Raw genomic sequence first — 26,677 nt, 5'->3', positions numbered from 1 at the left:
GGTGTGCCTTTGCGGTTAAGGGTTAGAAGCCCAGTTCGGCAGCCGACTCGAACGGGCCCACCACGGTAATGGTGCGGGGCGCCGCAGCAAGTTCCGCAGCCAGTTCCTGCACCTGTTCGGCGGTGACGGAATGGATCCGCCGCAGGGACTCGTCGATGTCGATGAACTCGCCGCTGACCAGTTCGGCCCGGCCCAGGCGGGACATCCGCGAACCGGAGTCCTCCAGCCCGAGCACCATGCCGCCGGAGATCTGGCCCAGGGCCTTGGCCAGCTCGGCCGGCTCCACGCCGTCCGCGGCCAGGCGCTCGAGTTCGCTGCCGAGCAGGTCGATGACCTGGCGGGTCTTGGTCGGCGAGCAGCCCGCGTACATACCGAAGTAGCCGGCGTCCGCGTACGACGCCGAGAACGAGTAGGTGGAATAGACCAGGCCGCGCTTCTCGCGGATCTCCTGGAACAGGCGGGAGGACATGCCGCCGCCGAGGATGGTGTTCAGCACGCTCATCGCGAAGCGGCGGTCATCCGTGGCGGTCAGCGAGGGGCAGCCCATCACGATGTTGGCCTGCTCCACGGGACGGTTGATGACCTGCACGCCGGCGGTACCGGAAATCACGGCCGGGGCGGTCTCGCGCCGCGGTGCGGGCGTTGCTTCCGGGTCCAGCGTCCAGCCGGCGGTCTCGAGTGCCTGCAGCACCAGTGCGCAGACTTCCTCGTGGTCCAGTCCCCCGGCGGCGGTGACCACCAGCTCTTCCGGCCGGTAGTAGCGCCGGTAGTGGTCGAGGACCGCTTCGCGGGACACGCTGCGGATGGCGTCGGGGGTGCCGCCGATGGGGCGGCCGAGGGCATGGTCCCCGAGGACCGCCTCGGAAAACTTTTCGTGGCAGAGATCGGCCGGATCGTCATTGTCCATGGCGATCTCTTCCAGGATGACGTCGCGTTCCTGTTCCAGTTCCTCCGGGTCCAGGACGGCGGACGTCACCATGTCGGTGATGACGTCGATGGCCATCGGGAGATCGGTGTCCAGCACCCGTGCGTAGTAGCAGGTGCTTTCCTTGGCGGTGGCCGCGTTGGACTCACCGCCCACCTCGTCAAACGCCGAGGCTATATCCAGCGCCGAGCGGCGGCTGGTGCCCTTGAACAGCAGGTGCTCAAGGAAGTGTGTGGAGCCGTGCCGGCCCGCGGCTTCATCCCGCGAGCCGACACCAACCCAGAATCCGATGGCCGTGCTGCGCTGGCCGGGCATTTCCTCCGTCAGGACCCGGACGCCGCCGGGCAATACCGAACGGCGCACGACGGCGCCTCCCGGAGTGCCGACAACGAGGGTCGGGTCGGAGGACAAGGTGGTCAGCGGAAGCTGGACAACCGTCCCGTGCCCCTTCGGTGAGGAAGGGGACACGGGACGGTTTCCATCGGAGTTGTCCGGCATTTACTCTGCAGACTCGGTTTCTGCTGCTTCTTCGCCTTCGGCGTCTTCAGCAACCACCGGGGAGAGCGAAAGCTTTCCACGGTCATCGATCTTGGTGATTTCGACCTGGACCTTCTGGCCTACGGAGACGACGTCGTCGACGTTGTCTACGCGCTTGCCGCCGGCGAGCTTACGCAGCTCGGAGATGTGCAGCAGGCCGTCCTTGCCCGGGGTCAGGGAGACAAAGGCACCGAAGGTGGTGGTCTTGACTACCGTACCGAGGTAACGCTCGCCGATCTCGGGGACCTGCGGGTTGGCGATCGCGTTGATCGCCGAGCGGGCAGCCTCGGCGGAGCCGCCGTCGGTTGCGCCGATGAGGACGGTGCCGTCATCTTCGATGGAGATGTCAGCGCCGGTGTCCTCCTGGATCTGGTTGATCATCTTGCCCTTCGGGCCGATGACCTCGCCGATCTTGTCCACGGGGATCTTGACCGAGATGATGCGCGGCGCGAACTCGGAGAGCTCGTCCGGTGCGTCGATCGCGGCCTGCATCACGTCGAGGATGTGGAGGCGGGCTTCGCGGGCCTGCTTCAGTGCTGCTGCCAGCACGGAGGCGGGGATACCGTCGAGCTTGGTGTCCAGCTGGATGGCCGTGACGAACTCGGAGGTACCGGCAACCTTGAAGTCCATGTCGCCGAAGGCATCTTCGGCGCCGAGGATATCGGTCAGGGCTGCGTAGCGGGTTTCGCCGTCAACCTGGTCGGAGACCAGGCCCATGGCGATGCCTGCCACCGGAGCGCGCAGCGGCACACCGGCATTGAGCATGGACAGCGTCGAGGCGCAGACCGAACCCATGGAGGTGGAGCCGTTGGAGCTCAGGGCTTCGGAGACCTGGCGGATGGCGTACGGGAATTCTTCACGCGTGGGCAGCACCGGCATCAGTGCGCGCTCGGCAAGGGCACCGTGGCCGATTTCGCGGCGCTTGGGCGAACCCACGCGGCCGGTCTCACCGGTGGAGTACGGCGGGAAGTTGTAGTTGTGCATGTAGCGCTTGCGCGTTACCGGCGACAGCGAGTCGATCTGCTGTTCCATCTTCAGCATGTTCAGCGTGGTGACACCCATGATCTGGGTTTCGCCGCGCTCGAAGATGGCCGAACCGTGCACGCGGGGCAGAACCTCTACCTCGGCGGTGAGCTGGCGGATGTCCGTCAGGCCGCGGCCGTCGATGCGGACCTGCTCCTTGAGGATGCGCTGGCGCACAACCTGCTTGGTGACGGAACGGAAGGCAGCGGAGACTTCGCCTTCGCGGCCTTCGAACTTCTCGGCCAGTGCGGCCTTGACTTCGTTCTTCAGCTCGTCGGCAGCAGCGTCGCGCTCCTGCTTGTCGGCGATCGAGAAGACCTTGGCCAGCTTCTCGCCGGCTGCGGCTTCAACGGCCTCGTACACGTCGTCCTGGTAGTCCAGGAAGATCGGGAACTCGACGGTGGGCTTGGCGGCGCGGGCAGCCAGGTCCGACTGGGCGTCGCACAGGACCTTGATGAACGGCTTCGCCGCTTCCAGGCCTTCTGCAACAACCTCTTCGGTCGGGGCGGTGGCGCCCTCTTCCTTGATGAGGGTCCAGGCGTTGTCCGTGGCTTCGGCTTCCACCATCATGATGGCGACGTCGTCACCGGCAATGCGGCCGGCTACCACCATGGAGAACACGGCGCGCTCGAGCTCGGAGTGCTTCGGGAAGGCAACCCACTGGCCGTCGACCAGGGCAACGCGGACGCCGCCGATCGGGCCGGAGAACGGCAGGCCGCTCAGCTGGGTGGACATGGAGGAAGCGTTGATCGCGACGACGTCGTAAAGGACGTCGGGGTTGATCGCCAGGATGGTGACCACGATCTGGACCTCGTTGCGCAGGCCCTTCACGAAGGCGGGGCGCAGCGGGCGGTCCATCAGGCGGCAGGCCAGGATGGCTTCGGTGGACGGGCGGCCTTCGCGGCGGAAGAACGAGCCCGGGATGCGGCCGGCAGCGTACATACGCTCCTCGACGTCCACGGTCAGCGGGAAGAAGTCGAAGCCTTCGCGCGGGGACTTGCCGGCCGAGGTGGCCGAGAGCAGTGCGGTGTCTTCGTCAATGTAGACCATCGCGGAGCCGGCTGCCTGCTGGGCGAGGCGGCCGGTTTCGAACCGGATGACGCGCTTGCCGTATTTGCCGTTGTCAATAACGGCTTCTGAGAACTGAATTTCGGGACCCTCCATATGAGAGTCACCTCCGTTTCTTCTGTGGGCGGAGGCACCCAGCACCGTTCGAACTTCTTGCCGTGCGGCATGGGCCGCACGTTCAACACCCGGTCTTCGATCGAGGTCCTCGGGCAGAATCTCCCGGAGACCACTACCGAGGACCGCGAATGCTGCGATGCTGGCTGACTCCTGTGATGTGTGCTTCTTTACTGCATTACTTCTTTACTACCTTCGCAGGTCCCCTGGAGCGGAGACCCGAATCAGACAGGTGCGCTTCCGGCTTTCCCGGTGTCCATGCCTGCCTGCGCAAAAGGCGGCTCCCCGTGCAGTGCACAGGTGCCGCCTTCCACAAAGACTATCGACGCAGGCCGAGGCGCTCGATGAGCGCACGGTAGCGGGCGATGTCGGTCTCGCGCAGGTAGGTCAGCATGCGACGACGGCGACCAACCATGGCCATCAGGCCGCGGCGGGTGTGGTGGTCGTGCTTGTGGGTCTTCAGGTGCTCGGTCAGGTCGAGGATGCGCCGTGAAAGCACAGCAACCTGAACCTCGGGGGAACCGGTGTCCCCTTCAGCCCGAGCGAATTCCCGAATGATCTCCTGCTTGACGGCGGGATCGAGTGCCAATGTAACTCCTAGAGTTGTGCCGTGAGGCCCGAGTCAGCACTTCGCTGCCGGGAATCTTTCTGCTCCTGGGGCGAACCCCTGGGGCACAGGCCCCGGAACATAAAGAAATTCAGCCGCCACGGACCGCAGCCGAATTTGAATCCAGTTTACCTGCCCGTGCCGCTTTCTGTCGAAAGGACCTCGCGGGTGCGTTCGACGTCGAGCCGCATCTGCTCAACCAGGGCTTCCGGACCGGTGTAGGCGATCATGCCGCGCAGCCGGTCCACGAACTCCACGATCACGTGCTGGCCGTAGAGATTGAAGTCCCCGATTTCCTCGTCGGGACGGTCGATCACGTGCGCCTCCACCTGCCGGCTCACTCCCTCGAAGGTCGGGTTGGAACCCACCGACACGGCGGCCGGCCACCTGGTCCCGGTTTCGTCCACCAGCCAGCCGGCGTAGATGCCGTCGGCGGGAATGAGGCCGGAGGACTCGGGGGCAAGGTTGGCGGTGGGGAACCCCAGCTGCCGTCCGCGTGCGGCGCCGTGCACCACTTCACCGCGCATCCGGTGGGTGCGTCCCAGCAGGCGGGCGGCGGTGCGGACATCGCCCTCGCGGAGGGCCTCGCGGATCCAGGTGGACGAACACCGGCGTCCGGAGGCCGGGCCGTCGGGAAGGGCACCGAAGTCATCCACGGCCTCGACGGCGAAGCCCAGTTCCCGGCCGAGCTCGCGCATGGTGTCCAGGTCCCCTGCGTTGCCCTTGCCGAAGCGGACGTCGTGGCCGATGACGACGGTCCGGGCATGCAGTGCCTCCACCAGGACCCGCCGCACAAATTCCTCTGCGGTGAGGGAGGCCAGGTCCAGGGAGTAATGCATCATGAGCAGGCCGTCGAGCCCGGTGTCCGCCAGGGCCTGCACGCGGTCCTTGGTGCCCATGATCAGTTCGGGTGCGCTTTCGGGCCGGTGCACCTGTGCGGGGTGGGGGTCGAAGGAGATGGCAACGGCGGCCGCGTCCTGGGCCCGCGCCACTTTCACCAACCTGTTGAGCACATGCTGGTGTCCCAGGTGCACTCCGTCGAAGTTGCCGATGGTGATTACTGTCGGACCGATATCGGCAGGAATCTCCGCCAGGTCATTCCAGTAGTACACACAGGCTCCTTAGCAGCATTTTCAGTGCCGGGTCGATCGGCTGATCCAGGCTCCCGGGCGGCTTCCGCCGCGCCGGGACCTATCCATTATGTCCGATCAGCGGCGCTTACCGGGAACCGCCCGCAATCCCGGGATCACCGGCACCGCCGCCTGCCTGCTGGCTGAACTCGCGGCGCATGTCCGAAGTCTTGGCGATGAACCGGTGCCAGACCAGCAGCGCCGGCGGGAAGGCGAGTTCAACGATCATCAGCACAATGAAGGTGAAGTGCGGGGTTCCGGAGAACGCCCAGGAGAGCACCCTGCCGATCCCGCCCAGGAACACCATCAGGCAGACAAGCCACAGCATGTTTGCCCACTGGAACTTCACGGCGATCGCCACGAACGCGGCACCCACGCCCACCATCATGGCGGCGAAGAACCGGTACTGGCTTTCCAGCGTGGGATTCACCTCTCCCCCGGAAACTTCCGGCAGGCCGGCCGTTCCGGTGATGAGGTTGTAGAGGCCGAAGCCTGCCACCAGGATGCCCACGCCGATGACGACGGCGCGGAAGACACCCCAGTCGTCGCTGCTCTTGAAAGGCTTGGCGGCCTTGGGCTGCCTGCCGGGCTTTGCCTGCTTGCGCCCGGACTGCCGTCCCGGCGTCGTCCGGGACGACCGGGCGTCAGGCGTCGAAGCGGCCGGCGACGGCGTTCCCCCGGTTCGCGGGGCGGAGGTTCCCGGCACGTCGCCGGAAGGGCTGTTCCGGTCTCCCGGTGTTGGCTCTGCGTTGCTCATGGTTCTCCCTTGACGGAGTGGGAACGGTAGTTGTTCCTGCCATCGTCTCACGCAGTTCCGCGAAACAGGTAAGCATGCTTATTTCAGCGGCGCGCGTCTGCGCGGTGCCGGTAAAGCCACCACAGCCCGATGATCGGCAGGACCAGCGGGACATAGCCGTAGCCGCTGCCGAAGCCGGACCAGACCGTGTCGTCGGGCAGTGCGGCGGGGTCGATCAGGCCGAAGATTCCGACAGCCAGCACGCCGGCCATTTCCACGCCCACTGCCGCCACCGAAACCCGGTAAGCGGTGGCGCCGGACCGGGCCAGGCCGACGGTGGCCACGATGTAGACGACGGCTGCGAAGGCGGAAAGCAGGTAGGCCACCGGAGCATGCTCGAACTTGGTGAGGATCTGGAAGGCCGCCCGTGCCGTCGCCGCCAGCGCGAAGATGGCGTAGACCGCTACCAGCAGCCGGCCCGGACCTGCATTGCGTCCGGACGGCGGGGACGCGGCTCCGGGGTCGTTGGAGTTGCTGCTGCGGTTCATAGAAGAGTTGCTCCGTCCCAGATCTGTTCCATCCGGAACAGCATGACAAATACGGTGATTCCCACGGCGGAAAGCACAATGTTGCTCCATCGGCTCCGGTCCATGAGGGACCACCAGACAGCGCCGACCGGAATGATCAGCGCCGTCAGCAGATAGCCCCAGAACTCCCATGCTGCTCCGGCGATGCCCTGGCCGCCGGCGAGGCGGAGCAGGGACGCTGCCCCGTAGACCAGCAGGAACAGTTCGACGGCGGCCGCGGACAGGATGGTGAGGTCGTTGGGTCCCTGCTTAAGTACCGCGGCGCCGATGCACAGCACCACGGAGACCAGGCAGACCAGGGAACCGACGAGGAACAGCGGGTCCACAGCCATTTAGGCTTTCTCGTTTCCGGGAGTAAAGACCAGCAGCGCCTTGGCCTGCCCGCCCTTCTCCTCCAGCAGGCCCACCACCCGGCCGTCCGGGTCAACGGCCGCCACCGGTCCGGGCTGTCCGTCGCCGGCGGCAGTGATCCGGCGGCCGTGCGAAAGATCTTCGGCCTCGGCGGCGGAGAGGCTGCGGACCGGGAAAAGGTCAGCCGCGGCGTCGTCGAGGTCCAGCACCCGCAGATCCTCGGCCAGCTCGTCCAGCGTCGAGGCCTGCTCCAGGCTGAACGGTCCCACGCAGGTGCGGCGCAGGGCGGTCAGGTGCCCGCCGACGCCCAGCGCGGCCCCGAGGTCACGGGCGAGGGCCCGGATGTAGGTGCCGGAGGAGCAGTCGACGGTGACGTCGACGTCGCGGACCTTGCCGCCGTTTTCCCGCCGGATGTCGTGGACCTCGAAGCGGGAGACGGTAACCGGCCGGGCGGGCAGGTTCACTTCTCCCCCGGCCCGGACCTTGGCGTAGGAACGTTCGCCGTTGACCTTGATCGCGCTGACGCTGCTGGGAACCTGCTGGATGTCGCCGGTCAGGTCCGCCACCGCGGCGCGGATTTCCTCGTCCGTCACGGCGGCCGCAATGGTCTCGGATGTGACTTCGCCCTCGGCGTCGTCCGTGACGGTCGACTGGCCGAGCCGGATGGTGGCCTCGTAGGTCTTGGTGGTGCCGACAATGTAGGTCAGCAGGCGGGTTGCCTTGTTGATGCCCACCACCAGCACTCCGGTAGCCATCGGATCCAGGGTGCCTGCATGTCCGACCTTCCGGGTGCCCGCCAGCCTCCGCATGCGTCCGACCACATCGTGGCTCGTCCATCCCTGCGGCTTGTCCACAATAATCAGTCCTGAACGGACCTGCCCTGAATTCACGCCTTTCAGTATATGTTGCGGGGCGAGGCACCGGAGCCGCACCCCGGGTGTCCGGTGGTGGCATAGCATTCGGATATGGCACAGCTCTCACCCCACGTCCGGAACGTCCCGGCCAACCAGATCCGTGAAATCACCCAGGCGGCGTGGGCCACGCCGGATGCCGTGGTCCTGAGCATCGGCGAACCGGGGTTCCCCACCCCGCCCCATATTCTTGAGGCGGCGCGGGCCACCCTGGACCGGGATGAAACCGGCTACACCCCCAACGCCGGCATCGCTCCCCTGCGCGCTGCGTTTGCACGGCATGCCGGGGCAGCGTCCGGAATGGACATTTCTCCCGAGCGGGTGTTCGTCACGTCCGGGGCGCAGCAGGGTCTGCATCTGGCCCTGAGCCTGCTCCTGGATGCCGGCGACGAGGTCCTGGTGCCCAATCCGGGCTATCCGACGTTCGCGATGACCGCGAAGCTGCTGCACGCAGTGCCGGTGGAATACCCGCTCTACCCGGACAACGAATTCCAGCCGCGGATCGAAGACATCGAGGCGCTGCTGACGCCGCGCACCCGGGTACTGCTGCTCAATTCCCCCTCCAACCCGCTGGGTGCCGTGTTCAGCCGCGAACTCACCCGTTCGCTGGTGGAGCTGGCACGGCGGCAGGACCTGTGGATCGTGTCGGACGAATGCTACGAGGCCTTCACCTTCGATGTGCCCCACGTCAGCCCCCTGACGTTCGACGGCGACGCCGGCGAACGCGTCATCACCTCCCTCACACTGTCCAAGACCTACGGGCTGACCGGTCTGCGCATCGGTGCACTGGTGATGCCGGCAGGACTGGAACCGGTGGCGAGCACTGTGATGGAGTCCATCGTGTCCTGCGTGGCGTCGCCGTCGCAGTATGCGGCGCTGGCTGCCCTGACCGGTCCGCAGGACTACGTGGCCAACGCTTCCGCCCATTACCGGGCGAACCGGGACGCTGCCTGCGCCGTCCTCGACGGGAAGGGAATCCCCTACCTTCAGGCCCGGGGCGCCTTCTACCTTTGGGCGGACATGTCTTCCGTCACCGGAGGAAACGTCCGCGACTGGACCAACAGGCTCCTCAAGGAGGAATCGGTGGCCGTGGCCCCGGGGACGGCGTTCGGCTCCATCGGTGAGGGCTGGATCCGGATTGCGCTCTGCGGGGACCGGGCGGAGCTGCTGGAGGGCGTGCGCCGGCTGCCGTTCCCCGGGCATCCCGCCTAAGCGGACCGGGGCAGCAAAAAAGGAGCGGCTCCGCGGGGAGCCGCTCCTTTTGGGAAAGCGTCTGGAAACTACTTGGCGTCGGAGTTGACCGGCGCCTCGGAGTCAAGGTCTTCGTCGAAGTCCTCTTCATCCTTGCGGTACGGATCGGCGTCGCCGGCGTAGGTGGCGCCTTCCTTCAGCGCAGCCAGTTCGGCGTCGCGCTGTTTGGCTGCCCGGATCAGTTCCTCGAGGTGTCCGGCGTTGACCGGGATCTCGTCGGCAACGAATTCGAGCGTGGGCGTCAGGCGGACGGTGATGTTCTTGCCCACCTCGGCGCGCAGGATTCCGCGTGCGGACTCCAGGGCGGCCTTGGTATCTGCCTGCTGTTCCTCGTCGCCGAACACCGTGTAGTACAAAGTGGCGTGCTGCAGATCGTTGGTGACCCGCGCATCGGTGATGGTCACGAATCCCAGCCGGGGATCCTTGATCCGCCGCTCAAGCGCCTGGGCAACTACTACCTTGATACGGTCAGCGAGTTTCGCAGCGCGTGCTGGATCTGCCATTACCTCTCCTTACTAAGACTGGAAAACAAAGTACCCGCAGGCCGCCGGATCTCCCGGCGGCCTGCGGCCACGGATTAGACGCGCGGCTTCTCGCGCATCTCGAAGGTCTCGATGATGTCGCCCTGGTTGACGTCGTTGAACGAGCCCAGGCCGATACCACACTCGAAGTCCGTGCGGACCTCGGTGGCGTCGTCCTTGAACCGCTTGAGCGACTCAACGGTGAGGTTGTCACCGATGACCTTGCCGTCGCGGGTGACCCGCGCCTTGGCGTTGCGCCGGATGACACCGGAGCGGACGATCGAGCCGGCGATGTTTCCGAACTTGGAGGAACGGAAGACTTCGCGGACCTCGGCGGTGCCGAGCTGGACCTCTTCGTACTCGGGCTTGAGCATGCCCTTCAGTGCAAGCTCAATGTCATCAATTGCTGCGTAGATGACGGAGTAGAAGCGCATGTCGACGCCTTCGCGCTCTGCCAGGTCGGCAACGCGCTCAGCCGGCTTGACGTTGAAGCCGATGATGACGGCGTTGTCCACCGTCGCCAGATTGACGTCGTTCTGCGTGATGGCACCGACGCCGCGGTGGATGACGCGCAGCTGCACGCCTTCGCCGACGTCGATCTTGAGCAGCGAGTCTTCCAGAGCTTCAACGGCACCGGAAACGTCACCCTTGAGGATGAGGTTAAGGGTGTCAACCTTGCCGTCGGCAACGGCCTGGTCGAAGTCCTCGAGGCTGATGCGCTTGCGGCGCTTGGCCAGGGCCGCGTTGCGGTCCGCAGCTTCACGCTTTTCAGCGATCTGGCGGGCGGTGCGCTCGTCGTCGGTGACGAAGAACGTGTCGCCGGCGCGGGGAACGTTGGACAGGCCGAGCACCTGGACCGGACGCGACGGTCCGGCTTCGGTGACGTTGTCGCCGTTCTCGTCGAACATGGCACGGACCCGGCCGTGGGCCGTTCCCGCCACGATCGTGTCGCCGACCTTCAGCGTGCCGGACTGGACCAGCACGGTGGCAACTGCACCGCGGCCCTTGTCCAGGTTGGCTTCGATCGCGATACCGCGGGCGTCCTTGTTCGGGTTGGCGCGCATGTCCAGGGCAGCGTCTGCGGTGAGCAGCACGGCCTCGAGCAGGGCGTCAATGTTGAGGTTCTGGCGGGCAGAGACCTCAACGAACATGGTGTCGCCACCGTATTCCTCGGGAACCAGTCCGTATTCGGTCAGCTGGCCGCGGACCTTCTCCGGGTTGGCGCCTTCCTTATCGATCTTGTTCACTGCCACCACGATCGGCACATTGGCTGCCTGTGCGTGGTTGAGTGCTTCCACCGTCTGCGGCATAACGCCGTCGTCGGCTGCAACAACCAGGACTGCAATATCGGTGACCTTCGCACCACGGGCACGCATGGCGGTGAACGCCTCGTGGCCCGGAGTATCGATGAAGGTTACGGCCCGCTCGATGCCCTCGTGATCGAAGTCGATCTGGTAGGCACCGATGTGCTGGGTGATGCCGCCGTGCTCGCCCTCGACAACGTTCGAGTTACGGATGGCATCCAGCAGGCGGGTCTTACCGTGGTCAACGTGACCCATGACGGTGACTACCGGAGGACGTGCCTCGAGGTCGTCGTCGCCTTCGGCTTCAAGTTCTGCCTCGAAGTCGATGTCGAACGTGCTCAGCAGTTCGCGCTCTTCGTCTTCCGGCGAGACAACCTGGATCTTGTAACCCAGTTCAGCGCCCAGGATGTCGAAGGTGCCTTCATCCAGGGACTGCGTGGCCGTTGCCATTTCACCGAGGTGGAACAGTACGGTCACCAGTGCTGCCGGGTTTGCCTCAATCTTGTCAGCGAAGTCCGTGATGGACGCGCCGCGGCGCAGACGGACAACAGTGTTGCCGTCGCCGCGGGGTACCGAAACGCCGCCCAGCGACGGAGCTGACATCTGCTCCAGTTCCTGCCGCTTTGCCCGCTTCGACTTACGCTGCTTGCCGCGGCCTGCGCCGCCCTTGCCGAAGGCACCGGCAGTGCCGCCGCGTCCGCGGCCGCCCTTGCCGAAGCCGCCGCCGACAGGTGCGCCGCCGCCGCCGGTACCCGGGGCTCCGCCCGGTCCGCGGCGCGGTCCTGCTGCACCCGGGCGTCCCGGAGCTGCCGGACGCTCGGTGCGGTTGGGCATCATGCCCGGTGTGGGGCGTGCGCCGCCGGCGCCTGCTCCTGCCGGACGGGGAGCGCCCGGACGCGGTGCACCCGGACGGGGAGCACCGGGACGCGGTGCACCCGGACGCGGTGCGCCGGGACGGGGTCCACCGGCACCGGCTGCGGGACGGGGGCCTGCTGCACCCGGCGTACCGGAGCGTTCGGCCTCATCGCGGCGTCCACCCGGACGCGGCATGCCCTGCGAGGTAGCGAACGGGTTGTTGCCCGGACGCGGTGCGCCTGAGCCCCGCTCGCCTTCCCCGCGGCCGCGGGGACGCGGCATGCCCTGGGAAGTTGCGAAAGGATTATTGCCCGGACGGGGGCCGCCGGCACCGGGGCGCGGAGCACCGGGACGGGGAGCCGAAGAAGCAGGTGCCTTGGCGGTGTCCGCCTCGGCTGCTGCCGGCTCCGCGGCCGGAGCCGGCGTTGCCGGTGCTTCCGGAGCGGGGGTTGCCGGTGCTTCCGGAGCGGCTTCAGCGGGAGCGGAAGGCGCCGGAGCGGCTTCAGCGGGACCGGAAGGCGCCGGAGCGGCAGGCTGCGCGGGAGCTGCCGGGGCAGGCTTCGCGGAACCGGGCTTGGGGGACGGTGCTGCCGGGCGGGACGCCGGAGCGTCGGCCTTGGCAGGGGCTGCCGGGGCGGCAGCCTTGTTTTCAGACGCCGGGAAGGCGCCTCGAAGCTTCTTGACTACCGGGGCCTCAATAGTTGATGAGGCGGAACGGACGAATTCGCCCAGTTCCTGCAGTTTTGCAACTGCATCCTTCGAGGTAATGCCGAGCTCTTTAGCAAGCTCGTGTACGCGGACCTTGGCCACATTTCTCCTGTCTCGGTCCGCACCGAGCCAGGTACGAACCGTCTATTTGCTGCGGGCTTCCACTGCAGTTGCAGCGGGGCCCATCACAGAGCACAACAAAGTACTCATCGCTGGGTACTCATCGGGTTTCCATCAGATTTCTGACCCGCTTTCAGGTTGGACGGTTTTGGGTCCGTTCCCGGTCGGAACGTCCCCAAGGGCCTTGAACCAACGCTCGACGTCCGATATTTCCACGGAACCCCGAAAGGCCCTCGGAAAACCCGAACGTTTCACTGCCAATCTCAGGCATGCCGTGTCGGGGTGCAACCAGGCACCCCTTCCAGGCATTCGGCGGTCCTCGTCGACACGGACGGCGTTGCCGCCTTCCATGCTGACACGGACCAACCGCAGCAGAACAGCTTGATCATCCCTTTTCCTGCATCCGACGCACGTCCTCTGGGGAACGTGCCTGGATACCCGGTATCCCAGGGCAGCGCCGGAAGCGGCTGAACGGGAGGCGGAGGGTGACCCGGCCTTATACATTCTAGCGCCTTTCTTGTCCGGCGCCGCATCCGTTCCCGGCACCGCCGGCCTAAGAGGCCTTCGCGTCGGAAACGATGTCGATCCGCCAGCCGGTGAGCTTGGCAGCCAGACGGGCGTTCTGCCCTTCCTTGCCGATGGCCAGCGAGAGCTGGTAGTCCGGGACCACAACGCGGGCGGACCGCAGATCCTCGTCCGTGATGGTCACCGAGTTCACGCGCGACGGCGAGAGGGAGTTGGCGATGAAGGTCGCCGGGTCCTCGCTGAAGTCGACAATGTCGATCTTCTCGTCATGCAGTTCGTTCATGACCGCCCGTACACGGGAACCCATCTCGCCGATGCAGGCACCCTTGGCGTTAATGCCCGGGATGTTGGCTTTGACCGCAATCTTGGACCGGTGGCCGGCTTCGCGGGCCAGGGCAACGATTTCCACGCTGCCGTCCGCAATTTCCGGAACTTCCAGTTCGAAGAGCTTGCGCACGAGGCCCGGGTGGGAGCGCGAGAGCGTGATGGACGGGCCCTTGAAGCCGCGGCGCACGTCCACGACGAAGGCGCGCAGACGGGAACCGTGGAGGTATTTCTCCCCCGGGACCTGCTCGGGCGGGGGCAGCAGTGCCTCCACCGAACCCAGGTTCACCTGGATCATGTGCGGGTTGTTGCCCTGCTGGATCTGGCCGGAGACCAGTTCGCCTTCGCGGCCCTTGAATTCGCCGAGGATGTTGTCATCCTCGACGTCGCGCAGGCGCTGCAGGATGATCTGCCGGGCGGTGCTGGCGGCGATCCGGCCGAAGCCTGCGGGAGTGTCGTCGAACTCCCCCACCGTGGCGCCGTCGTCGTCGAGCTCTGCGGCCCAGATGGTGACGTGGCCGGTTTTCCGGTCCAGTTCCGCCCTGGCCTGATCCTGCGCGCCATTGGTCTTGTGGTAGGCAACCAGCAGGGCCTGCTCAATGGTCGGAACGAGCAGATCCAGGGGGATCTCCCGTTCGCGTTCCAGCAGCCTCAGCGCACTCATATCTATTTCCATCTAGGCCTCCTCAGCTGTGGTTTCATCATCCGGGGCGTCCTCGCCTGCCGGGTCGTCTTCAAGGTGGGCGAATTCAACTTCCACGCGCCCCTTGCGGATGTTGCCGAATGGCAGGCGGACCGGGTCCCCCTGCTTGGCTTTCATCCCTTTCTTGACCGGGAGTTCCGGTATTAACGTAATGCCGTCATCTTCGACGGAGACGAGCCGCCCCATCACGTCGTCCCCGTGCTCCACGGAAACGGACACCATGCGGCCCGTATTGCGGCGCCAGTGGCGCGGCTCGGTAAGGGGACGGGAAACCCCGGGGGATGAAACCTCGAGGTTGTAGGGACGTCCGTCGTCGCCCGGGTCGTTGTCCATCGCCTCGGAAATCACCTGGGCCGCGGCCGAAATCCTATCCAGGCTGACCCCTCCGGGCTGGTCCTCGGGAAGGTCGACAATGACGTGGACGGTGCGGTGGGCACCGGCCAGCTTGATCTCGATGTCTTCCAGGAACAGGTCCTGCATCTCTACCGTGGGGGCCAGGTAATTCTTCAGCCGCTGCGTTTCCGCGGCTACTTCCGCACGCATCGCGTTCCTGCGGTAATCCGACGACGTGTCTTTTTTGGGGTTGGGCCGAACCGCCATGCTGCCTCCCACTAGATGTTGTTGTCTTCCTAGACTACCGACATTCCCGGGCCCTTGAGGCATCGATGCAGATGGGAGCACGTTCGTGACATCATCGACTGTTGTGGACGCGCCTTTCGAAAACCCCGGACCCGAGCCCGGAAGTGCCCGCCGGTGGCGGCGCCTGGGCGCCGGCGCGCGGCGTCTTGTGTTGTTCCTCGCACTCGGTGCCGTAGTCCTCAGCCTCGGATTGGTGGCCGGGACCGGGGATGCAGCGGACCGCGGCCGGACCTTCTCCGAGACCGCCCTGGCCGAAGCCCGGGACAACGCCCGGAACCTGGCTGCAGAGGCACTTGCCCTGGCAGGCGGGGCGGAGAATCCCCTTGCGGTGGAGTTCAGGGAACAGGCAGAGGGACTGCGTACCCAGGCGGCGCTCCTGACGGATACCGGGCACGGACAGCGCTCCAATGAACCCTCGGGCAGCCCCGGGAACCGCACCGGGACGGGCGGGCCCGGCACCCTCTCGACCCCGGCTGCGGCGGATCCCCGGACCCCGGAGAAGTATGTGCAGGCCTTGACCGCTTCGGCGGACGCCAACCTCCGGGCCGCATGGCGGGCCGATCCCGGCACCGCCCGTCTGCTTGCCGCGGCCGGTGCTGCGCAGCAGGTATGGGCAGCACGTGCCGGCGCTCAGGCCGATCCGGCCGCGCCCGGTGCGGCCGGAGTGGCGGGTCCGGGCGGCAACAGTCCGGTTCCGGCCGATTCCGGCAACGACGACGCCGGGCCCGCCGCCGGTCGTAAAGCGCCTAAGTGCCCGGACACCGGCGCCTCGGCCGGAGCCCAGTCCGAAGCATCGTTCGGGGCCCGCCCCGTTGAAACAACGGAAACGCCCGTGCCGGGACCGTCCGAAAACGGAACGGCGGCTGTCGGCGCTGGTGCTGCAGTAGCCGACGAAGCCGCGCCTGACGCAGCCGCGGCCCTGAAGGCCGCGATCGACGCGGAGTTCGGCGCCGCCTACGCCTACCAGGTCGCCCTGGCGCAGGATCCCCCCGAGGCAGCGCTGCGTGAACAATGGCGGCAGCGCATCACCGAGCACCAGTCCCGGGGCACGGATGCGGTGGGCTACCTGTCCGATCTGTGCCTGCCGGCCGTGGCTCCCGTTGCGGCCTACCGCCTGGATGCAGGTTTCCTGCGCGATCCCGCTGCAGGCCTTCCCGCACTGGAACAGCGGTTGCCGGCGGTCTACGCTGACCTGGTGGCGCTGTCCGAGGGCAGCCTCCGCAGCTGGGCCATCGACCGGCTTGCCGCCGTCACCGGGGAACTGTATCTGCAGGCGGACACCGTTCCCGCGGCCCCCGGGCTGGATGCCGTCCCGGACGACCTGCCGTGGAACTGATCCGCCGGGGCGCCGGCCGGACCCGCCCGGTGTGCACCGTCGCCGCAACCGTAACTGCAACCGCCTAGGAGAAATGCATGGCACCCGCCGTCGTCGTACCCGAGGCCCTGCGCCGCCGCTATCTCGGCACGCGCGGCGGCCGGAGCTGGCTGGCGGAGCTGCCGGAGCTGGTCGACGCCAGTCTGGCGGCTTTCGGGCTGGTCGCCGACCCGCCCGGCGCGGCGCCCTGGCACGGACACGGAGCCCTCGTGCTCCCCGTGCGCTTCCCGGACGGAACCCCTGCCGTCCTCAAATGCCCGTTCCCCCACCCCGAAGCCGCCACGGAGACGGCGGCCCTCGCCCTGTGGAACGGAAAGGCTGCCGTGCGGCTGCTGGACCGGGACCCGGCGGGAACCTGCCTGGTTCTGGAACGCCTCGATCCCGACCGCACGCTGCTGACAGTAGAGATGGCGGATGCCGTGCGGATCTGGGGTTCACTGGTCCGCCGCCTCAGCCTGCCGGAGTCCGATTCCCCGCACTGGGCGGCCATCCCGTCCCTGGCCGCGCACGCCGAACAGCTCTCGGATGAACTGCCCGCGGAGTGGGACGCGCTCGGACGCCCTTTTGAGCGCTGGCTGCTGGAAGCGGCGCTCCAGGTCTGCCAGACCCGCGGCGCGGTGGGACGGCGGTCCGCCCGGGACGTCCTGGTGCACGCGGACCTGCACTATGCCAACATCCTGGCCCGTCCCGGAACCCCCGGCGACTACGCGGCGATCGATCCGCAGGCGGTCTTCGGCGAGGCCGAGTACGCCGTGGCGCCGATGCTGTGGAACCGACTGCAGGACCTGGATCCGTCGGCGCCTGAGGAAGCCCTGCTGGCACGGCTGGACGGCCTGTGCACCGCTGCCGGACTGGACCGGAGCGCAGCTTTGGACTGGAGCATCCTGCGGGAGGTCACGAATGCGCTGGACTACGTGCGCGACGGCCGGCACGGGGATGCGCAGCGCTCGGTCTGGGTCGCATCGGCGCTGACCGGCCGGCGGCATCCGGGCATCCCTCCCCTGGAGGAACTGCCTGCAGCCTAGCCGCGGATGTTCTCCACCCAGACATCGTGGCCGAGCTTGACGATCAGTGCGGCAACGACCACTAGGAAAACCATCCGGATGAATTTGCTGCCCTGCTTCACTGCCATCCGGGCACCGAGATAGCCGCCGATCATATTGGCGAACCCGAGCACCAGCCCCAGCCCCCAGAGCAGGGAGCCGTTCGGCAGGAAAAAGGCCAGGGCTCCAAGGTTGGTGGCCATGTTGACGATCTTGGCCTTGGCGCTGGCTGCGAGGAAGTTGTAGCCGAGCAGGGTCACCATGGCGATGATCAGGAACGAGCCGGTTCCGGGGCCGATCAGTCCGTCATAGAACCCGATTACCAGGCCGATGCCGCCCGCGGTGCCGTAGTGCCGGCTGCCGGTGTGGCGCAGCTTCGTCAGCTCTCCCACGGTGGGCCTGGTGGCGGTGAACACGGACACGGCCACGAGGGCCACCACGATGATGGGCTTGAAGACCGAGGACGGCAGCAACGTCGCAAGGACTGCACCGCCGAAGCTCCCGGCCAGGGCGATGCCGGCCATCGGCAGCGCCGTCCGCAGGTCCGGATGGGCTCGCCGGTAATACGTCACGGCACTGGTGGTGGTGCCGAAAATGGAGCCCATCTTATTGGTCGCCAGGGCCTGGACCGGACTGATCCCCGGGACGAGGAGCAGGGCCGGCAGCTGGATCAGCCCGCCGCCGCCCACCACGGCATCCACCCAGCCGGCAGCCAGGCCTGCCACCACCACAAGCGCGATGGTGGCAAGCGTGACCTCCTCGAGACCGGAGACCACTGAGGTTAGAGCGCGGCTGCGCGGCGCACGTACTCCACCGCTTCGGCGAGGGGAACGTTCTCGGCGTTACCGGTGGCGCGGTCCTTGATTTCCACGACGCCGTCCGCGAGTCCGCGGCCCACCACGAGGATGGTGGGGACACCGATCAGTTCGGCGTCGCCGAACTTCACGCCCGGGGATACCTTGGGGCGGTCGTCATAGATAACTTCCAGTCCCGCGGCTTCGAGTTCCTCGGACAGCTGGGCAGCGGCGTCGAAAATCTCGGTGCCGCGGCCGGTGGCGACCACGTGGACGTCGGCCGGGGCCACGGCGCGGGGCCAGATGATCCCCTTGTCGTCGTGGTGGGATTCGGCGAGGGCTGCAACCGCGCGGGTGACGCCGACGCCGTAGGACCCCATGGTCACGGTAGCCAGCTTGCCGTTGCGGTCCAGGACCTTCAGCCCCAGGGCATCGGCGTACTTGCGGCCGAGCTGGAAGATGTGGCCCATTTCGATGCCGCGGGCGGCTTCAAGCGGTCCGGAGCCATCCGGCGCTTCATCACCTTCGCGGACCTCGACGGCCTCGATGGTGCCGTCCCAGGTGAAGTCACGGCCGGCGACGAGGCCGATGACGTGCTTGCCGGATTCGTTGGCGCCGGTGATCCAGCTGGTGCCGGAGACCACGCGGGGATCCACGAGGTACAGCAGGCCGGTGGCGGATTCGGTGCCCAGGACGGGCTCGGCCGGGCTGAGGCCCGGACCGATGTATCCCTTGACCAGGCCGGGGTGCTTCTTGAGGTCTTCGTCCGTGGCTGCGTCGACGGCGAGTTCGCCGCCCATTCCTACGTGGGAGCTGATGTTGGCTTCAATGCGCTTGAGGTCGACGGCGCGGTCTCCCGGAACGCCGACCACCACGATGCGCCGTTCCCCGGTGGGCAGGGTGACGGCGAGGACCACGTTCTTCAGGGTGTCGGCAGCAGACCATTTCCCCGATTCGCGCGGGAAGCGGGCGTTGACGTCGTTCACGAGCGTTTCAATGGTGGGGGTGTCGGGAGTGTCCACTACGCGGGCCTCGGGGGCACCGGTGTAGTCAATCTCGGCCGGAACCACGGTGGTGACAGCTTCAACGTTGGCCGCGTAACCGCCGGCGGAACGTACGTAGGTGTCTTCCCCGACCGCCATCGGGTGCAGGAATTCCTCGCTCTTGGACCCGCCCATGGCGCCCGAGACTGCCGAAACGACGACGATCTCCAGACCCAGGCGCTCGAAGATGCGCAGGTAGGCCCCGCGGTGCGCCTGGTAGCTGGCGTCCAGGCCTTCGTCATCCATGTCGAAGGAGTAGGAGTCCTTCATGATGAATTCGCGGCCGCGGAGCAGTCCGGCGCGCGGCCGTGCCTCGTCGCGGTACTTGGTCTGGATCTGGAACAGGGACACCGGGAGGTCCTTGTAGGAGTTGTACAGGTCCTTGACCAGGAGGGTGAACATTTCCTCGTGGGTCGGTGCCAGCAGGTAGTCCGCGCCCTTGCGGTCCTGCAGGCGGAAGAGGTTCTCGCCGTATTCGGTCCAGCGGTTGGAGGTCTCGTACGGCTCGCGCGGCAGCAGCGCCGGGAAGTGCACTTCCTGGGCGCCGATGGCGGCCATTTCCTCGCGGATGATGTTCTCGACCTTGCCCAGCACCCGCAGGCCCAGCGGAAGCCAGGAGTAGATGCCCGGTGCGGCCCGGCGGATGTAGCCGGCCCGGACCAGGAGCCGGTGGCTGGCGACGTCGGCGTCGGCCGGGTCTTCGCGCAGGGTGCGCAGGAAAAGGGTGGAAAGTCGAAGGACCACGCTGGGAATCCGTTTCTGCAGCCATTCGGCTGCATCTCTCAAGAATGTATGCCCTACTAATCTAACGCGCTCCGCTGTCGTTGCCGCACAGGCGTACGACGACGGCGGGGCCGGACCTGCACCTGCAGGTCCGGCCCCGGTCGAGGGTACAGCGGGAGGGAACCGGTTACTTCTTTTCCAGCTCGGCAAGTACCGCGTTGATGATCTCCTCGGCATCGGCCACGGCCGCTGCCGTGTCCGCCGGATCCTGGACGGCGACCGTGATGTTGGTGGTGCCGGAAAGCGCGGCGATCTGGAGCGCCGTTGTCTGCTCGCCGCCCATGCTGGTCATTACTTCGACCGCCTGCGTGGTCGGGGCGTCAGTGGTGGCCTCGACCTCCTTGCCGGAGGCAGCCAGGGACTGCCCGTTCGCTTCCATCGTGAACGTGCTGCAGTCTTCCAGCTGCTGGTTATTCGATTTGATCTGTTCCTCGATGAACGATTCATCCGTGTAGCTGATGATCGTCACCGTGTCGGTGGCGCTGAGCTGCATGATGCCGAAGACACCGTCGTTCAGCTTTTCACCCAGCCCGTTTGTTAGGAGTTCGCCGCACTCCTCCGGGGTGACAGCGATTCCTGCCAAGGCATCCTCCGCAGCTCCGAGTTCGGGACGCACCATCGCATCGTTGGCAATCTGGCCGGCGAGGCCTTCGGCCTCCTTCACGGCTGTGAGCGCGTCTTCGAGCTCGTCCGCCGTGTACTGCTCCTGGCCGACGGCCAGCGTGGGGGTGGGTGTTGCTGATGCGGGCTTGGTTTCAGCAGCCGATGCGGATTCCGACTTCCCTTCGGAGCTGCCGCAGCCCGAAAGGACAAAGACGCCTGCCACGAGGAGTGCACTGGCTTTCATGGTGTTCTTCATTTTTCCCCCAATGTTGGATGTATTGCAGTCCACTCGAACACGGTGATGTATGACCGCCGAAATGGTGCCGTGGCTTCCGGATAGGAAGTTCACTGTGGATCCTACCGCTGTGACTGGCTTCACACGAAAACGGGGCCGGGCCTGCACCTGCAGGTCCGGCCCTTTTGCCCGCGCGAAAACCGGGCAGGTTACTGCTGTTCCAGCTCGGTGAGCACGGCGTTGACGGCTTCCTCGCCGTCGGCGACGGCCGCCTCCACGTCCGCCGGGTCGAACAGGGTGGCACTGACCTGGACGGTGCCCGAGATTCCGATGACGTGGACAGCCTCTCCGCTCGAGGGCTGGCCGATCGTCGTCAGGTAGGCCTGCGTGGTCGGCGCCTCCGAAGAGGCGTCAATCTTCTCCAGGGCAGCGGTGATCTGCCCTGTGCCGTTGTTCATCTGGAGTTCCGCACAGTCCGTCAGCGCCTGCCCGCTGCCCTCGACCTGCTCTTCCAGAACGGAGGCATCTTCATAGCTGACCAGCGTCAGCACATCCGAGTCGTTGAGTCCCCCGAAGGCCAGGTTGCCGTCCTGGAGCTTGCGGTCGAAGGTGGACGAGAGAAGCGCCGCACACTGTTCCGGCGAGATGGTGATATCAGTGTAGGACGGTTTCTCGAACTGCGGGCGCAGCATCGCATCGTTTTCGACGGCACCCGTCAGGATCCCGTCCTCCTTGACCGCTTCCAGCGCCGCTTCGAGCTCGTCTGCCGAATACTGGTCCTGCCCGACTGCCAGTGCGGAAGACTCGCCGGATTCCGGATTCCCGCCGCCGCAGCCCGAAAGGACAAAGACGCCGGCTATTAGCAGGGCGCTCGTCTTGATGGTTTTCTTCACTGGTCCCCCAAATGTGCATGTTTTCCGCGGGCCTCGCCCTCCGCAGCGACAAGTACTAGGCCGGCGGGCGAGTGCCACGACTTCCGGGTAGGAAGTTCACTGAGCATCCTAGCGGCGTGGCCCAGCTCACCCTAAAACGGCATTAGTTCCCTATCCGGTCCAGGACATCTTCGAGGATCGGCGTGACGTAGCGGACGCTTTCCTGGGGGTCGGCCTCGTAAAGGGTGATCTGCACGGAATTAGTACCGGACCATGCGGTCAGTACCACCGAGGTCTGCGTGACGCCGTCGATGCTCTGGCGGGTGACGTATGCCTGCGACGCGTCGCCGACGGTAGGCATGTCCAGCGCTTCACCGGCCACGGAAACCGTCCGCCCGTTGGCGGTCAGGTTGTACTCGGGGCAGGAAGCCAGCTGCCGTTTGCTCACCTCGATTTCCTCGGTAACGGGTCCTTCATCGGGCCAGCTCAGGACGGAAATGGTGTCCGGCGTACCGGGGAGATTGCCGTCAATCACCATGGCACCCATGCTGGCCTCGCGCACGGCCCTCGTTGGATCTGTACCCTCGGTGGGGTTGCAGGGGCTGTACTCGACACCCTTCATGGCCTCCACGCTCTGGGCCGTGTTCTGCTTCAGCTGTGCCTCTTCCAGCACCGTGCCGCCCATGTCCAGGTCAATGTTCATCTCGGTCAGGGCGGCTGCCAGCTCGGTGCCGCTGACTACCCCTCCCCCGGCTGCGCCGCTGCCTCTGGATGCCGCTGACGACGGCGACGACTTGGCGGACTTGGAGGCCGACGGCGACGGCTTGGCGGACTTGGAGGCCGACGGCGACGGCTTGGCGGACGTGGTGTCCGGCTCGGACGCCGACGGAGACGGCTTCGAGCCCGCCTTGTCCTGAGCGGCCGGCTCGCCCTCTCCCCCGCACCCGGTGAGGACCAGGGCCAGTGCCAGGCCAAGGCCCGCAACTCCTGCCCGCTGCCGGTTTCCGGTGCTCCGCTGTGCAGAGCCTGTCCCGGTGGTGAAAGTAGCCATGGTGATCCCCCAACATCGACGTTGGCGGACAGGGGTCCTGCCCGCTCCTTCGCAGCGGTACAGGGGCGGCCGGTGCACTGCCGGCCGGCATTACACTTTGCTCCCCCGTGCCCAGTGCGTGCCCCAGAGCCTACGGCATTGCGTGCCCGGCGACGAACAGGTCCGCCCGACGCCGGGGACGTCACCCAAGGTCCGGCAGGACCGGACGCTGCGGAGGGCTAGAACAGGATGGTCGCGAAGGTGCCCACCCGCTCGAAGCCGACGGCCTCGTAGGTGGCGCGGGCGGGTGCGTTATAGGAGTTCACGTACAGGCTGACGAGCGGGGCCACCTCCAGGGCGGCGGCAACAACGGCGGACATGTAGGACCGACTCAGTCCCTGTCCGCGGTATTCAGGGTTCATCCACACCCCTTGGATCTGTGCAGCCTGCGCGGAGACCGTGCCGAGTTCGGCTTTGAACACCACCCGCCCGGCGGCGTCGAAGTCCACCAGCGACTGACGGCGCTCAATCAGGCCCTTCACCCGCTGCCGGTAGTGCCGGTCGCCGTTGGACACCGGCGAGTACCCCACTTCCTCCTCGAACATGGCGGTGCAGGCCGGCAGCAGCACATCCAGTTCGTCGACGCGGGCAGGACGCAGCCCCGGCGCCGGCGGAACAGCGGAGGGGCCCGCCATCTGCATCAACGGCTGCTCGGGGCGGATATCGAAGGGCTGAGGTGAAACATCCCGAAGCTCGGACCAGAGTGAGAGCACTGCCTCCGCGGGACCGAAGATGGAGGAGAACCGGGTCCGCGACCGGGCCAGGTACCGTCCAACCTCCGGGCCGCTGCCTGCGTCGAGGTTAACCGGCACCACATTCACTCCGGACCAGCAGGCACCGGTGAGGATGCCGCCGTCGAACACTCCGACAATCCGTCCGCCCGCCGAGGTGGGCGCCGCCGTCCGGGTGGCCTCCAGATGGGAGAGCATAAAAATGTTGGCCACCGGATCAGCGGCGGCCAGGTCCCAGAGCGCGACGGTGTCGTCGTCGCCCAGGATCCGCAGCGCCGCGCTCGAGGCGGCGCTGCGGATACTCGACTTAGCTGACGGTAACCATGGGGCCACCCGTCCCAGCATCCTCGCCATCGGGTTCTCCCATGTCTTCTGCGATCCTCATCGCTTCTTCGATGAGGGTCTCCACAATCTGGTCTTCGGGGACAGTCTTGATAACTTCGCCCTTGACAAAGATTTGGCCCTTGCCGTTACCGGAGGCTACACCCAGGTCCGCTTCGCGTGCTTCACCGGGTCCGTTTACTACGCAGCCCATCACGGCAACGCGCAGCGGGATGGTCATGCCTTCGAGACCTGCAGTGACCTGCTCGGCGAGCGTGTACACGTCCACCTGGGCGCGGCCGCAGGACGGGCAGGAGACGATTTCCAGCTTGCGGGGCCGCAGGTTCAGCGACTGCAGGATCTGGTTTCCCACCTTGATTTCCTCCACGGGAGGGGCGGAGAGGGAAACCCGGATGGTGTCGCCGATGCCCTTGGACAGCAGTGCGCCGAAGGCCGTGGCGGACTTGATGGTGCCCTGGAAGGCCGGACCGGCTTCGGTCACGCCCAGGTGCAGCGGCCAGTCGCCGCGTTCGGCCAGCAGCTCGTACGCGCGCACCATGACTACCGGGTCATTGTGCTTCACGGAGATCTTGAAGTCGTGGAAGTCGTGTTCCTCGAAGAGGGATGCTTCCCAGACGGCGGATTCAACCAGCGCCTCCGGCGTTGCCTTGCCGTATTTGGCCAGCAGCCGCGGGTCCAGGGAGCCGGCATTGACACCGATGCGGATGGAGACACCGGCGGCCTTCGCCTCATTGGCGATCTGCTTGACCTGGTCATCGAACTTGCGGATGTTTCCGGGGTTCACCCGCACGGCTGCACAGCCGGCGTCGATGGCCGCGAAGACATACTTCGGCTGGAAGTGGATGTCCGCGATCACGGGGATCTGGGACTTCTTCGCGATGATCGGCAGCGCGGCGGCATCGTCGGCACTGGGGCAGGCTACGCGCACAATGTCGCAGCCGGACGCCGTCAGTTCGGCGATCTGCTGCAGTGTGGCGTTGATGTCCGTGGTGGGGGTGGTGGTCATGGACTGAACGCTGATCGGCGAGTCCGAGCCAACTCCAACGGATCCCACTTTGATCTGGCGGGTCTTGCGCCGGGGCGCAAGCGTGGGCGGCGGTGCAGCTGGCATTCCAAGGTTGACCGAGGTCAAAACGTCCTCCATGTGCCGAAACGGCAGGTATTAGGCTGTGAAGCGCGCGCTAATGAAACGCGCCCTTCCTATTATCACCCCGGCCCGGGCAGAGACTGCTGGAGGCGGGTGAATATCACTGTGGGCTTAGAACGTACGGTTACGCGAGGGCGGAGAACGCTCCGAGGGCCGGCTTCCAGGCGGTGGTCTTCATGCCGGAGATGGCACCGACGACGGCGAAGGGATCCTGCTTCAGCAGAGCGAGCAGGCCGGCTTCATCCTCTGCGACGAACAGGAGCAGCGCACCCGCGCCGTCCACGAAGGCTCCCGCCGACAGGACATGCCCCTCGTCCACGAGCTGTTGCAGCCACTGGCGGTGCGCGGGACGGTGCTGGTCGCGGAGTTCGGCTGAATCGGCGTCGTAGACATACTCAACTGCGAAAATACTCATGCCTTCAAGCCTACGGGATGCCCGGACTGCTGCCGTAAGCCTGGCCCGGGCGCCGTTGATTACAACAGGAGCAGCCGGACGGGAACGGCTACCGCCACCGCCCACAGCATGGAGGCCAGGGTGCCGATGATGAAGCGCTCTGCCGCAGCGGGGGTTTCCTTGAGTTCGGCGTACCGGCCCAGGCCTTTCACGGCGACGACGTACGCAATGGCCACCGGTTCATCGGCCAGGACGGCGGCGGCGACGGCGAGGCGCTCCAGCATGCCGATGGCCAGACCGCCGCGGAGAACGGCAGTCGGTGGCGGGGGCGGCGGATTCTGGACGGCGCTGGCCAGGCGCAGCACGCCGGCGGTCACCGGCCAGCCGAGCAGCGCGGCGGCCAGGAGTCCGATCACGACCCACACAATCGTCATTTATCCGTCCTTCGTTGAGCTGTTTCCCTGTCCGCGTGCGAGGTCATCCGCACGCGCCAGCAGTACTGCCGCAGCCGGTCGTGCGGCCCATTCCTCCTGCCAGCCGGCCCGCCGGGCCGCCTTGCTCACCGCCTGTGAGCTGATGCCGAGCTTACGGGCGGCTGCCGTCTGGGAGCCCCATTTACCGGGGTCGACGTGTTGCAGGATCCGCCATTCGGCGTCCGTCCGTTCGGCAATCAGACGTCCAAGCAGGACCAGGACCGCTTCAGCGTCGGGAGCGCCCGGCGATCCCTCCACCGCGATGGGCGGCCGGTCGCCGCTTTTCTTGGCCCGGTCCACTGCCTGCCGTGCCGCGACGAAAGCGGGTCCTCCTGCTTCCCGGGGACTGAGCGGCAGCGGTTCATGGACGGGCCCGACACCCACCCCCACGTACCAGTTCCCGTCCCGCAGAACCTGGAGTACGGCGTCGGTAGCGGTCTGGGCCGAGTCGCAGACACCTTGGACTTCATCGCCTACCGACCGCTCGAAGGGCAGCAGCATCGGCAGGTCGGCCAGGGATGCGAGGAGCTGCGGCACCTTATCTCCGCTGCCCTGGCTGTTGCGTTGGTCGATTGTGAGGACGAACATCTTGCAACCGTAAGCGTATGCAAATCAGATTGCAACCAGATATGGGTTCAATTTGGAATGCAACCGTTTGGCTCGCCGGGCCCCGCACAGCACAGCATCCCACCACGTGGTACTGCTGTGGCTCATGGGACCCCAGGGTGCTCACCTGTCCCAGTCGGTGGGACCCTGTGCTGTTTCCCCTGCCTGGCGCATCCGGCGCGGACACGGCATCCCACCAGGTGGTGC

At 66.4% G+C, this 26,677-nt stretch carries 26 protein-coding genes; 3 read left to right on the top strand and 23 right to left on the bottom strand.

Features of this window, described 5'->3' with window-relative positions; genetic code table 11:
* Positions 1-22 precede the first annotated feature (22 nt).
* The 8 genes from NNX37_RS14685 to truB form a co-directional block, all read right to left on the bottom strand.
* Complete coding sequence (locus NNX37_RS14685; RefSeq protein WP_407079966.1) at positions 23-1,423, bottom strand: M16 family metallopeptidase; 1,401 nt, start codon at positions 1,421-1,423, stop codon at positions 23-25.
* On the bottom strand, positions 1,424-3,649 hold the full coding sequence (locus NNX37_RS14680; RefSeq protein WP_255793449.1) for a polyribonucleotide nucleotidyltransferase: 2,226 nt from the start codon (positions 3,647-3,649) through the stop codon (positions 1,424-1,426).
* Positions 3,650-3,986: 337 nt separating this feature from the next.
* Positions 3,987-4,256: a 30S ribosomal protein S15 gene (gene rpsO / locus NNX37_RS14675; protein WP_227904415.1), complete on the bottom strand. Its 270-nt coding sequence runs from the start codon at positions 4,254-4,256 to the stop codon at positions 3,987-3,989.
* Positions 4,257-4,402: 146 nt separating this feature from the next.
* Positions 4,403-5,386, bottom strand: a complete 984-nt coding sequence (locus NNX37_RS14670; protein ID WP_255793448.1) for a bifunctional riboflavin kinase/FAD synthetase — start codon at positions 5,384-5,386, stop codon at positions 4,403-4,405.
* Between the two features lie 106 nt (positions 5,387-5,492).
* The gene (locus NNX37_RS14665; RefSeq protein ID WP_255793447.1) at positions 5,493-6,161 is read right to left on the bottom strand and encodes a DUF4345 domain-containing protein; all 669 of its coding nucleotides are present in this window, start codon (positions 6,159-6,161) and stop codon (positions 5,493-5,495) included.
* 83 nt (positions 6,162-6,244) lie between these two features.
* Positions 6,245-6,688 (bottom strand): hypothetical protein, encoded by a 444-nt coding sequence (locus NNX37_RS14660; protein ID WP_255793446.1) that lies wholly within the window; start codon positions 6,686-6,688, stop codon positions 6,245-6,247.
* Positions 6,685-7,059, bottom strand: coding sequence for a hypothetical protein (locus NNX37_RS14655; RefSeq protein ID WP_255793445.1), 375 nt, complete (start codon positions 7,057-7,059; stop codon positions 6,685-6,687). Before NNX37_RS14655 ends, NNX37_RS14660 begins: the two co-directional genes overlap by 4 nt.
* On the bottom strand, positions 7,060-7,968 hold the full coding sequence (gene truB, locus NNX37_RS14650) for a tRNA pseudouridine(55) synthase TruB (RefSeq protein WP_255793444.1): 909 nt from the start codon (positions 7,966-7,968) through the stop codon (positions 7,060-7,062).
* A 75-nt stretch (positions 7,969-8,043) separates the two neighbouring features.
* On the opposite strand from truB, the gene NNX37_RS14645 reads away from it, so the two are divergent.
* Positions 8,044-9,201, top strand: a complete 1,158-nt coding sequence (locus NNX37_RS14645) for a pyridoxal phosphate-dependent aminotransferase (RefSeq protein WP_255793443.1) — start codon at positions 8,044-8,046, stop codon at positions 9,199-9,201.
* Between the two features lie 68 nt (positions 9,202-9,269).
* Here the strand turns inward: NNX37_RS14645 and rbfA are convergent, their stop codons facing one another.
* The 5 genes from rbfA to NNX37_RS14620 all read right to left on the bottom strand — a co-directional run bounded on the left by rbfA (position 9,270) and on the right by NNX37_RS14620 (position 14,900).
* Complete coding sequence (gene rbfA / locus NNX37_RS14640) at positions 9,270-9,743, bottom strand: 30S ribosome-binding factor RbfA (protein WP_255793442.1); 474 nt, start codon at positions 9,741-9,743, stop codon at positions 9,270-9,272.
* 74 nt (positions 9,744-9,817) lie between these two features.
* Positions 9,818-12,730: a translation initiation factor IF-2 gene (gene infB, locus NNX37_RS14635; RefSeq protein ID WP_255793441.1), complete on the bottom strand. Its 2,913-nt coding sequence runs from the start codon at positions 12,728-12,730 to the stop codon at positions 9,818-9,820.
* Positions 12,731-12,862: 132 nt separating this feature from the next.
* The gene (locus tag NNX37_RS14630; RefSeq protein ID WP_255793440.1) at positions 12,863-13,252 is read right to left on the bottom strand and encodes a YlxR family protein; all 390 of its coding nucleotides are present in this window, start codon (positions 13,250-13,252) and stop codon (positions 12,863-12,865) included.
* A gap of 49 nt (positions 13,253-13,301) precedes the next feature.
* Positions 13,302-14,273 (bottom strand): transcription termination factor NusA, encoded by a 972-nt coding sequence (gene nusA, locus NNX37_RS14625; protein ID WP_255793439.1) that lies wholly within the window; start codon positions 14,271-14,273, stop codon positions 13,302-13,304.
* Complete coding sequence (locus NNX37_RS14620) at positions 14,274-14,900, bottom strand: ribosome maturation factor RimP (RefSeq protein ID WP_255793438.1); 627 nt, start codon at positions 14,898-14,900, stop codon at positions 14,274-14,276. It lies immediately after the preceding gene.
* Positions 14,901-14,985: 85 nt separating this feature from the next.
* On the opposite strand from NNX37_RS14620, the gene NNX37_RS16575 reads away from it, so the two are divergent.
* Together NNX37_RS16575 and NNX37_RS14610 are read left to right on the top strand one after the other, a co-directional pair.
* Complete coding sequence (locus NNX37_RS16575; protein ID WP_255793437.1) at positions 14,986-16,275, top strand: DUF4439 domain-containing protein; 1,290 nt, start codon at positions 14,986-14,988, stop codon at positions 16,273-16,275.
* 77 nt (positions 16,276-16,352) lie between these two features.
* The gene (locus NNX37_RS14610; RefSeq protein WP_255793436.1) at positions 16,353-17,339 is read left to right on the top strand and encodes an aminoglycoside phosphotransferase family protein; all 987 of its coding nucleotides are present in this window, start codon (positions 16,353-16,355) and stop codon (positions 17,337-17,339) included.
* Here NNX37_RS14610 and NNX37_RS14605 read toward each other — a convergent pair.
* The 10 genes from NNX37_RS14605 to NNX37_RS14560 all read right to left on the bottom strand — a co-directional run bounded on the left by NNX37_RS14605 (position 17,336) and on the right by NNX37_RS14560 (position 26,452).
* On the bottom strand, positions 17,336-18,133 hold the full coding sequence (locus NNX37_RS14605; protein WP_255793435.1) for a sulfite exporter TauE/SafE family protein: 798 nt from the start codon (positions 18,131-18,133) through the stop codon (positions 17,336-17,338). The two genes, NNX37_RS14610 and NNX37_RS14605, sit on opposite strands and share 4 nt — an antisense overlap.
* A 5-nt stretch (positions 18,134-18,138) precedes the next feature.
* Entirely contained in the window at positions 18,139-19,938 is a 1,800-nt protein-coding gene (locus NNX37_RS14600; protein WP_255793561.1) for a proline--tRNA ligase, read from the bottom strand.
* Positions 19,939-20,104: 166 nt separating this feature from the next.
* The gene (locus tag NNX37_RS14595; protein ID WP_255793434.1) at positions 20,105-20,824 is read right to left on the bottom strand and encodes a hypothetical protein; all 720 of its coding nucleotides are present in this window, start codon (positions 20,822-20,824) and stop codon (positions 20,105-20,107) included.
* 200 nt (positions 20,825-21,024) lie between these two features.
* Positions 21,025-21,708, bottom strand: a complete 684-nt coding sequence (locus NNX37_RS14590) for a hypothetical protein (protein WP_255793433.1) — start codon at positions 21,706-21,708, stop codon at positions 21,025-21,027.
* 142 nt (positions 21,709-21,850) lie between these two features.
* Positions 21,851-22,738 carry a hypothetical protein gene (locus NNX37_RS14585; RefSeq protein ID WP_255793432.1) on the bottom strand — a complete coding sequence of 296 codons (888 nt, stop codon included), beginning with the start codon at positions 22,736-22,738 and terminating at the stop codon, positions 21,851-21,853.
* A gap of 218 nt (positions 22,739-22,956) precedes the next feature.
* The gene (locus tag NNX37_RS14580; protein ID WP_308206332.1) at positions 22,957-23,841 is read right to left on the bottom strand and encodes a GNAT family N-acetyltransferase; all 885 of its coding nucleotides are present in this window, start codon (positions 23,839-23,841) and stop codon (positions 22,957-22,959) included.
* Positions 23,816-24,982, bottom strand: coding sequence for a flavodoxin-dependent (E)-4-hydroxy-3-methylbut-2-enyl-diphosphate synthase (ispG, locus tag NNX37_RS14575; protein WP_229953274.1), 1,167 nt, complete (start codon positions 24,980-24,982; stop codon positions 23,816-23,818). Before ispG ends, NNX37_RS14580 begins: the two co-directional genes overlap by 26 nt.
* Positions 24,983-25,121: 139 nt before the next feature.
* Complete coding sequence (locus tag NNX37_RS14570; protein WP_255793431.1) at positions 25,122-25,412, bottom strand: YciI family protein; 291 nt, start codon at positions 25,410-25,412, stop codon at positions 25,122-25,124.
* Between the two features lie 59 nt (positions 25,413-25,471).
* Positions 25,472-25,825 carry a hypothetical protein gene (locus NNX37_RS14565; RefSeq protein WP_255793430.1) on the bottom strand — a complete coding sequence of 118 codons (354 nt, stop codon included), beginning with the start codon at positions 25,823-25,825 and terminating at the stop codon, positions 25,472-25,474.
* Positions 25,826-26,452, bottom strand: a complete 627-nt coding sequence (locus NNX37_RS14560) for a MarR family transcriptional regulator (RefSeq protein WP_255793429.1) — start codon at positions 26,450-26,452, stop codon at positions 25,826-25,828.
* Between the last annotated feature and the right edge of the window lie 225 nt (positions 26,453-26,677).

The sequence above is a fragment of the Arthrobacter zhaoxinii genome (assembly GCF_024385505.1).
GTDB lineage: Bacteria > Actinomycetota > Actinomycetes > Actinomycetales > Micrococcaceae > Arthrobacter_B > Arthrobacter_B zhaoxinii.
This window is presented reverse-complemented; position numbering and strand designations above follow the sequence as displayed.

Excerpts from the sequence above, each read along its gene's own strand:
- NNX37_RS14685 (WP_407079966.1), bottom strand. The coding sequence starts at position 1,423 with ATGCCGGACAACTCCGATGGAAACCGTCCCGTGTCCCCTTCCTCACCG.
- NNX37_RS14680 (WP_255793449.1), bottom strand. The coding sequence starts at position 3,649 with ATGGAGGGTCCCGAAATTCAGTTCTCAGAAGCCGTTATTGACAACGGC.
- NNX37_RS14665 (WP_255793447.1), bottom strand. The coding sequence starts at position 6,161 with ATGAGCAACGCAGAGCCAACACCGGGAGACCGGAACAGCCCTTCCGGC.
- NNX37_RS14660 (WP_255793446.1), bottom strand. The coding sequence starts at position 6,688 with ATGAACCGCAGCAGCAACTCCAACGACCCCGGAGCCGCGTCCCCGCCG.
- NNX37_RS14655 (WP_255793445.1), bottom strand. The coding sequence starts at position 7,059 with ATGGCTGTGGACCCGCTGTTCCTCGTCGGTTCCCTGGTCTGCCTGGTC.
- NNX37_RS14645 (WP_255793443.1), top strand. The coding sequence starts at position 8,044 with ATGGCACAGCTCTCACCCCACGTCCGGAACGTCCCGGCCAACCAGATC.
- rbfA (WP_255793442.1), bottom strand. The coding sequence starts at position 9,743 with ATGGCAGATCCAGCACGCGCTGCGAAACTCGCTGACCGTATCAAGGTA.
- NNX37_RS14630 (WP_255793440.1), bottom strand. The coding sequence starts at position 13,252 with ATGTATAAGGCCGGGTCACCCTCCGCCTCCCGTTCAGCCGCTTCCGGC.
- nusA (WP_255793439.1), bottom strand. The coding sequence starts at position 14,273 with ATGGAAATAGATATGAGTGCGCTGAGGCTGCTGGAACGCGAACGGGAG.
- NNX37_RS14620 (WP_255793438.1), bottom strand. The coding sequence starts at position 14,900 with ATGGCGGTTCGGCCCAACCCCAAAAAAGACACGTCGTCGGATTACCGC.
- NNX37_RS14610 (WP_255793436.1), top strand. The coding sequence starts at position 16,353 with ATGGCACCCGCCGTCGTCGTACCCGAGGCCCTGCGCCGCCGCTATCTC.
- NNX37_RS14595 (WP_255793434.1), bottom strand. The coding sequence starts at position 20,824 with ATGAAAGCCAGTGCACTCCTCGTGGCAGGCGTCTTTGTCCTTTCGGGC.
- NNX37_RS14585 (WP_255793432.1), bottom strand. The coding sequence starts at position 22,738 with ATGGCTACTTTCACCACCGGGACAGGCTCTGCACAGCGGAGCACCGGA.
- NNX37_RS14570 (WP_255793431.1), bottom strand. The coding sequence starts at position 25,412 with ATGAGTATTTTCGCAGTTGAGTATGTCTACGACGCCGATTCAGCCGAA.
- NNX37_RS14565 (WP_255793430.1), bottom strand. The coding sequence starts at position 25,825 with ATGACGATTGTGTGGGTCGTGATCGGACTCCTGGCCGCCGCGCTGCTC.
- NNX37_RS14560 (WP_255793429.1), bottom strand. The coding sequence starts at position 26,452 with ATGTTCGTCCTCACAATCGACCAACGCAACAGCCAGGGCAGCGGAGAT.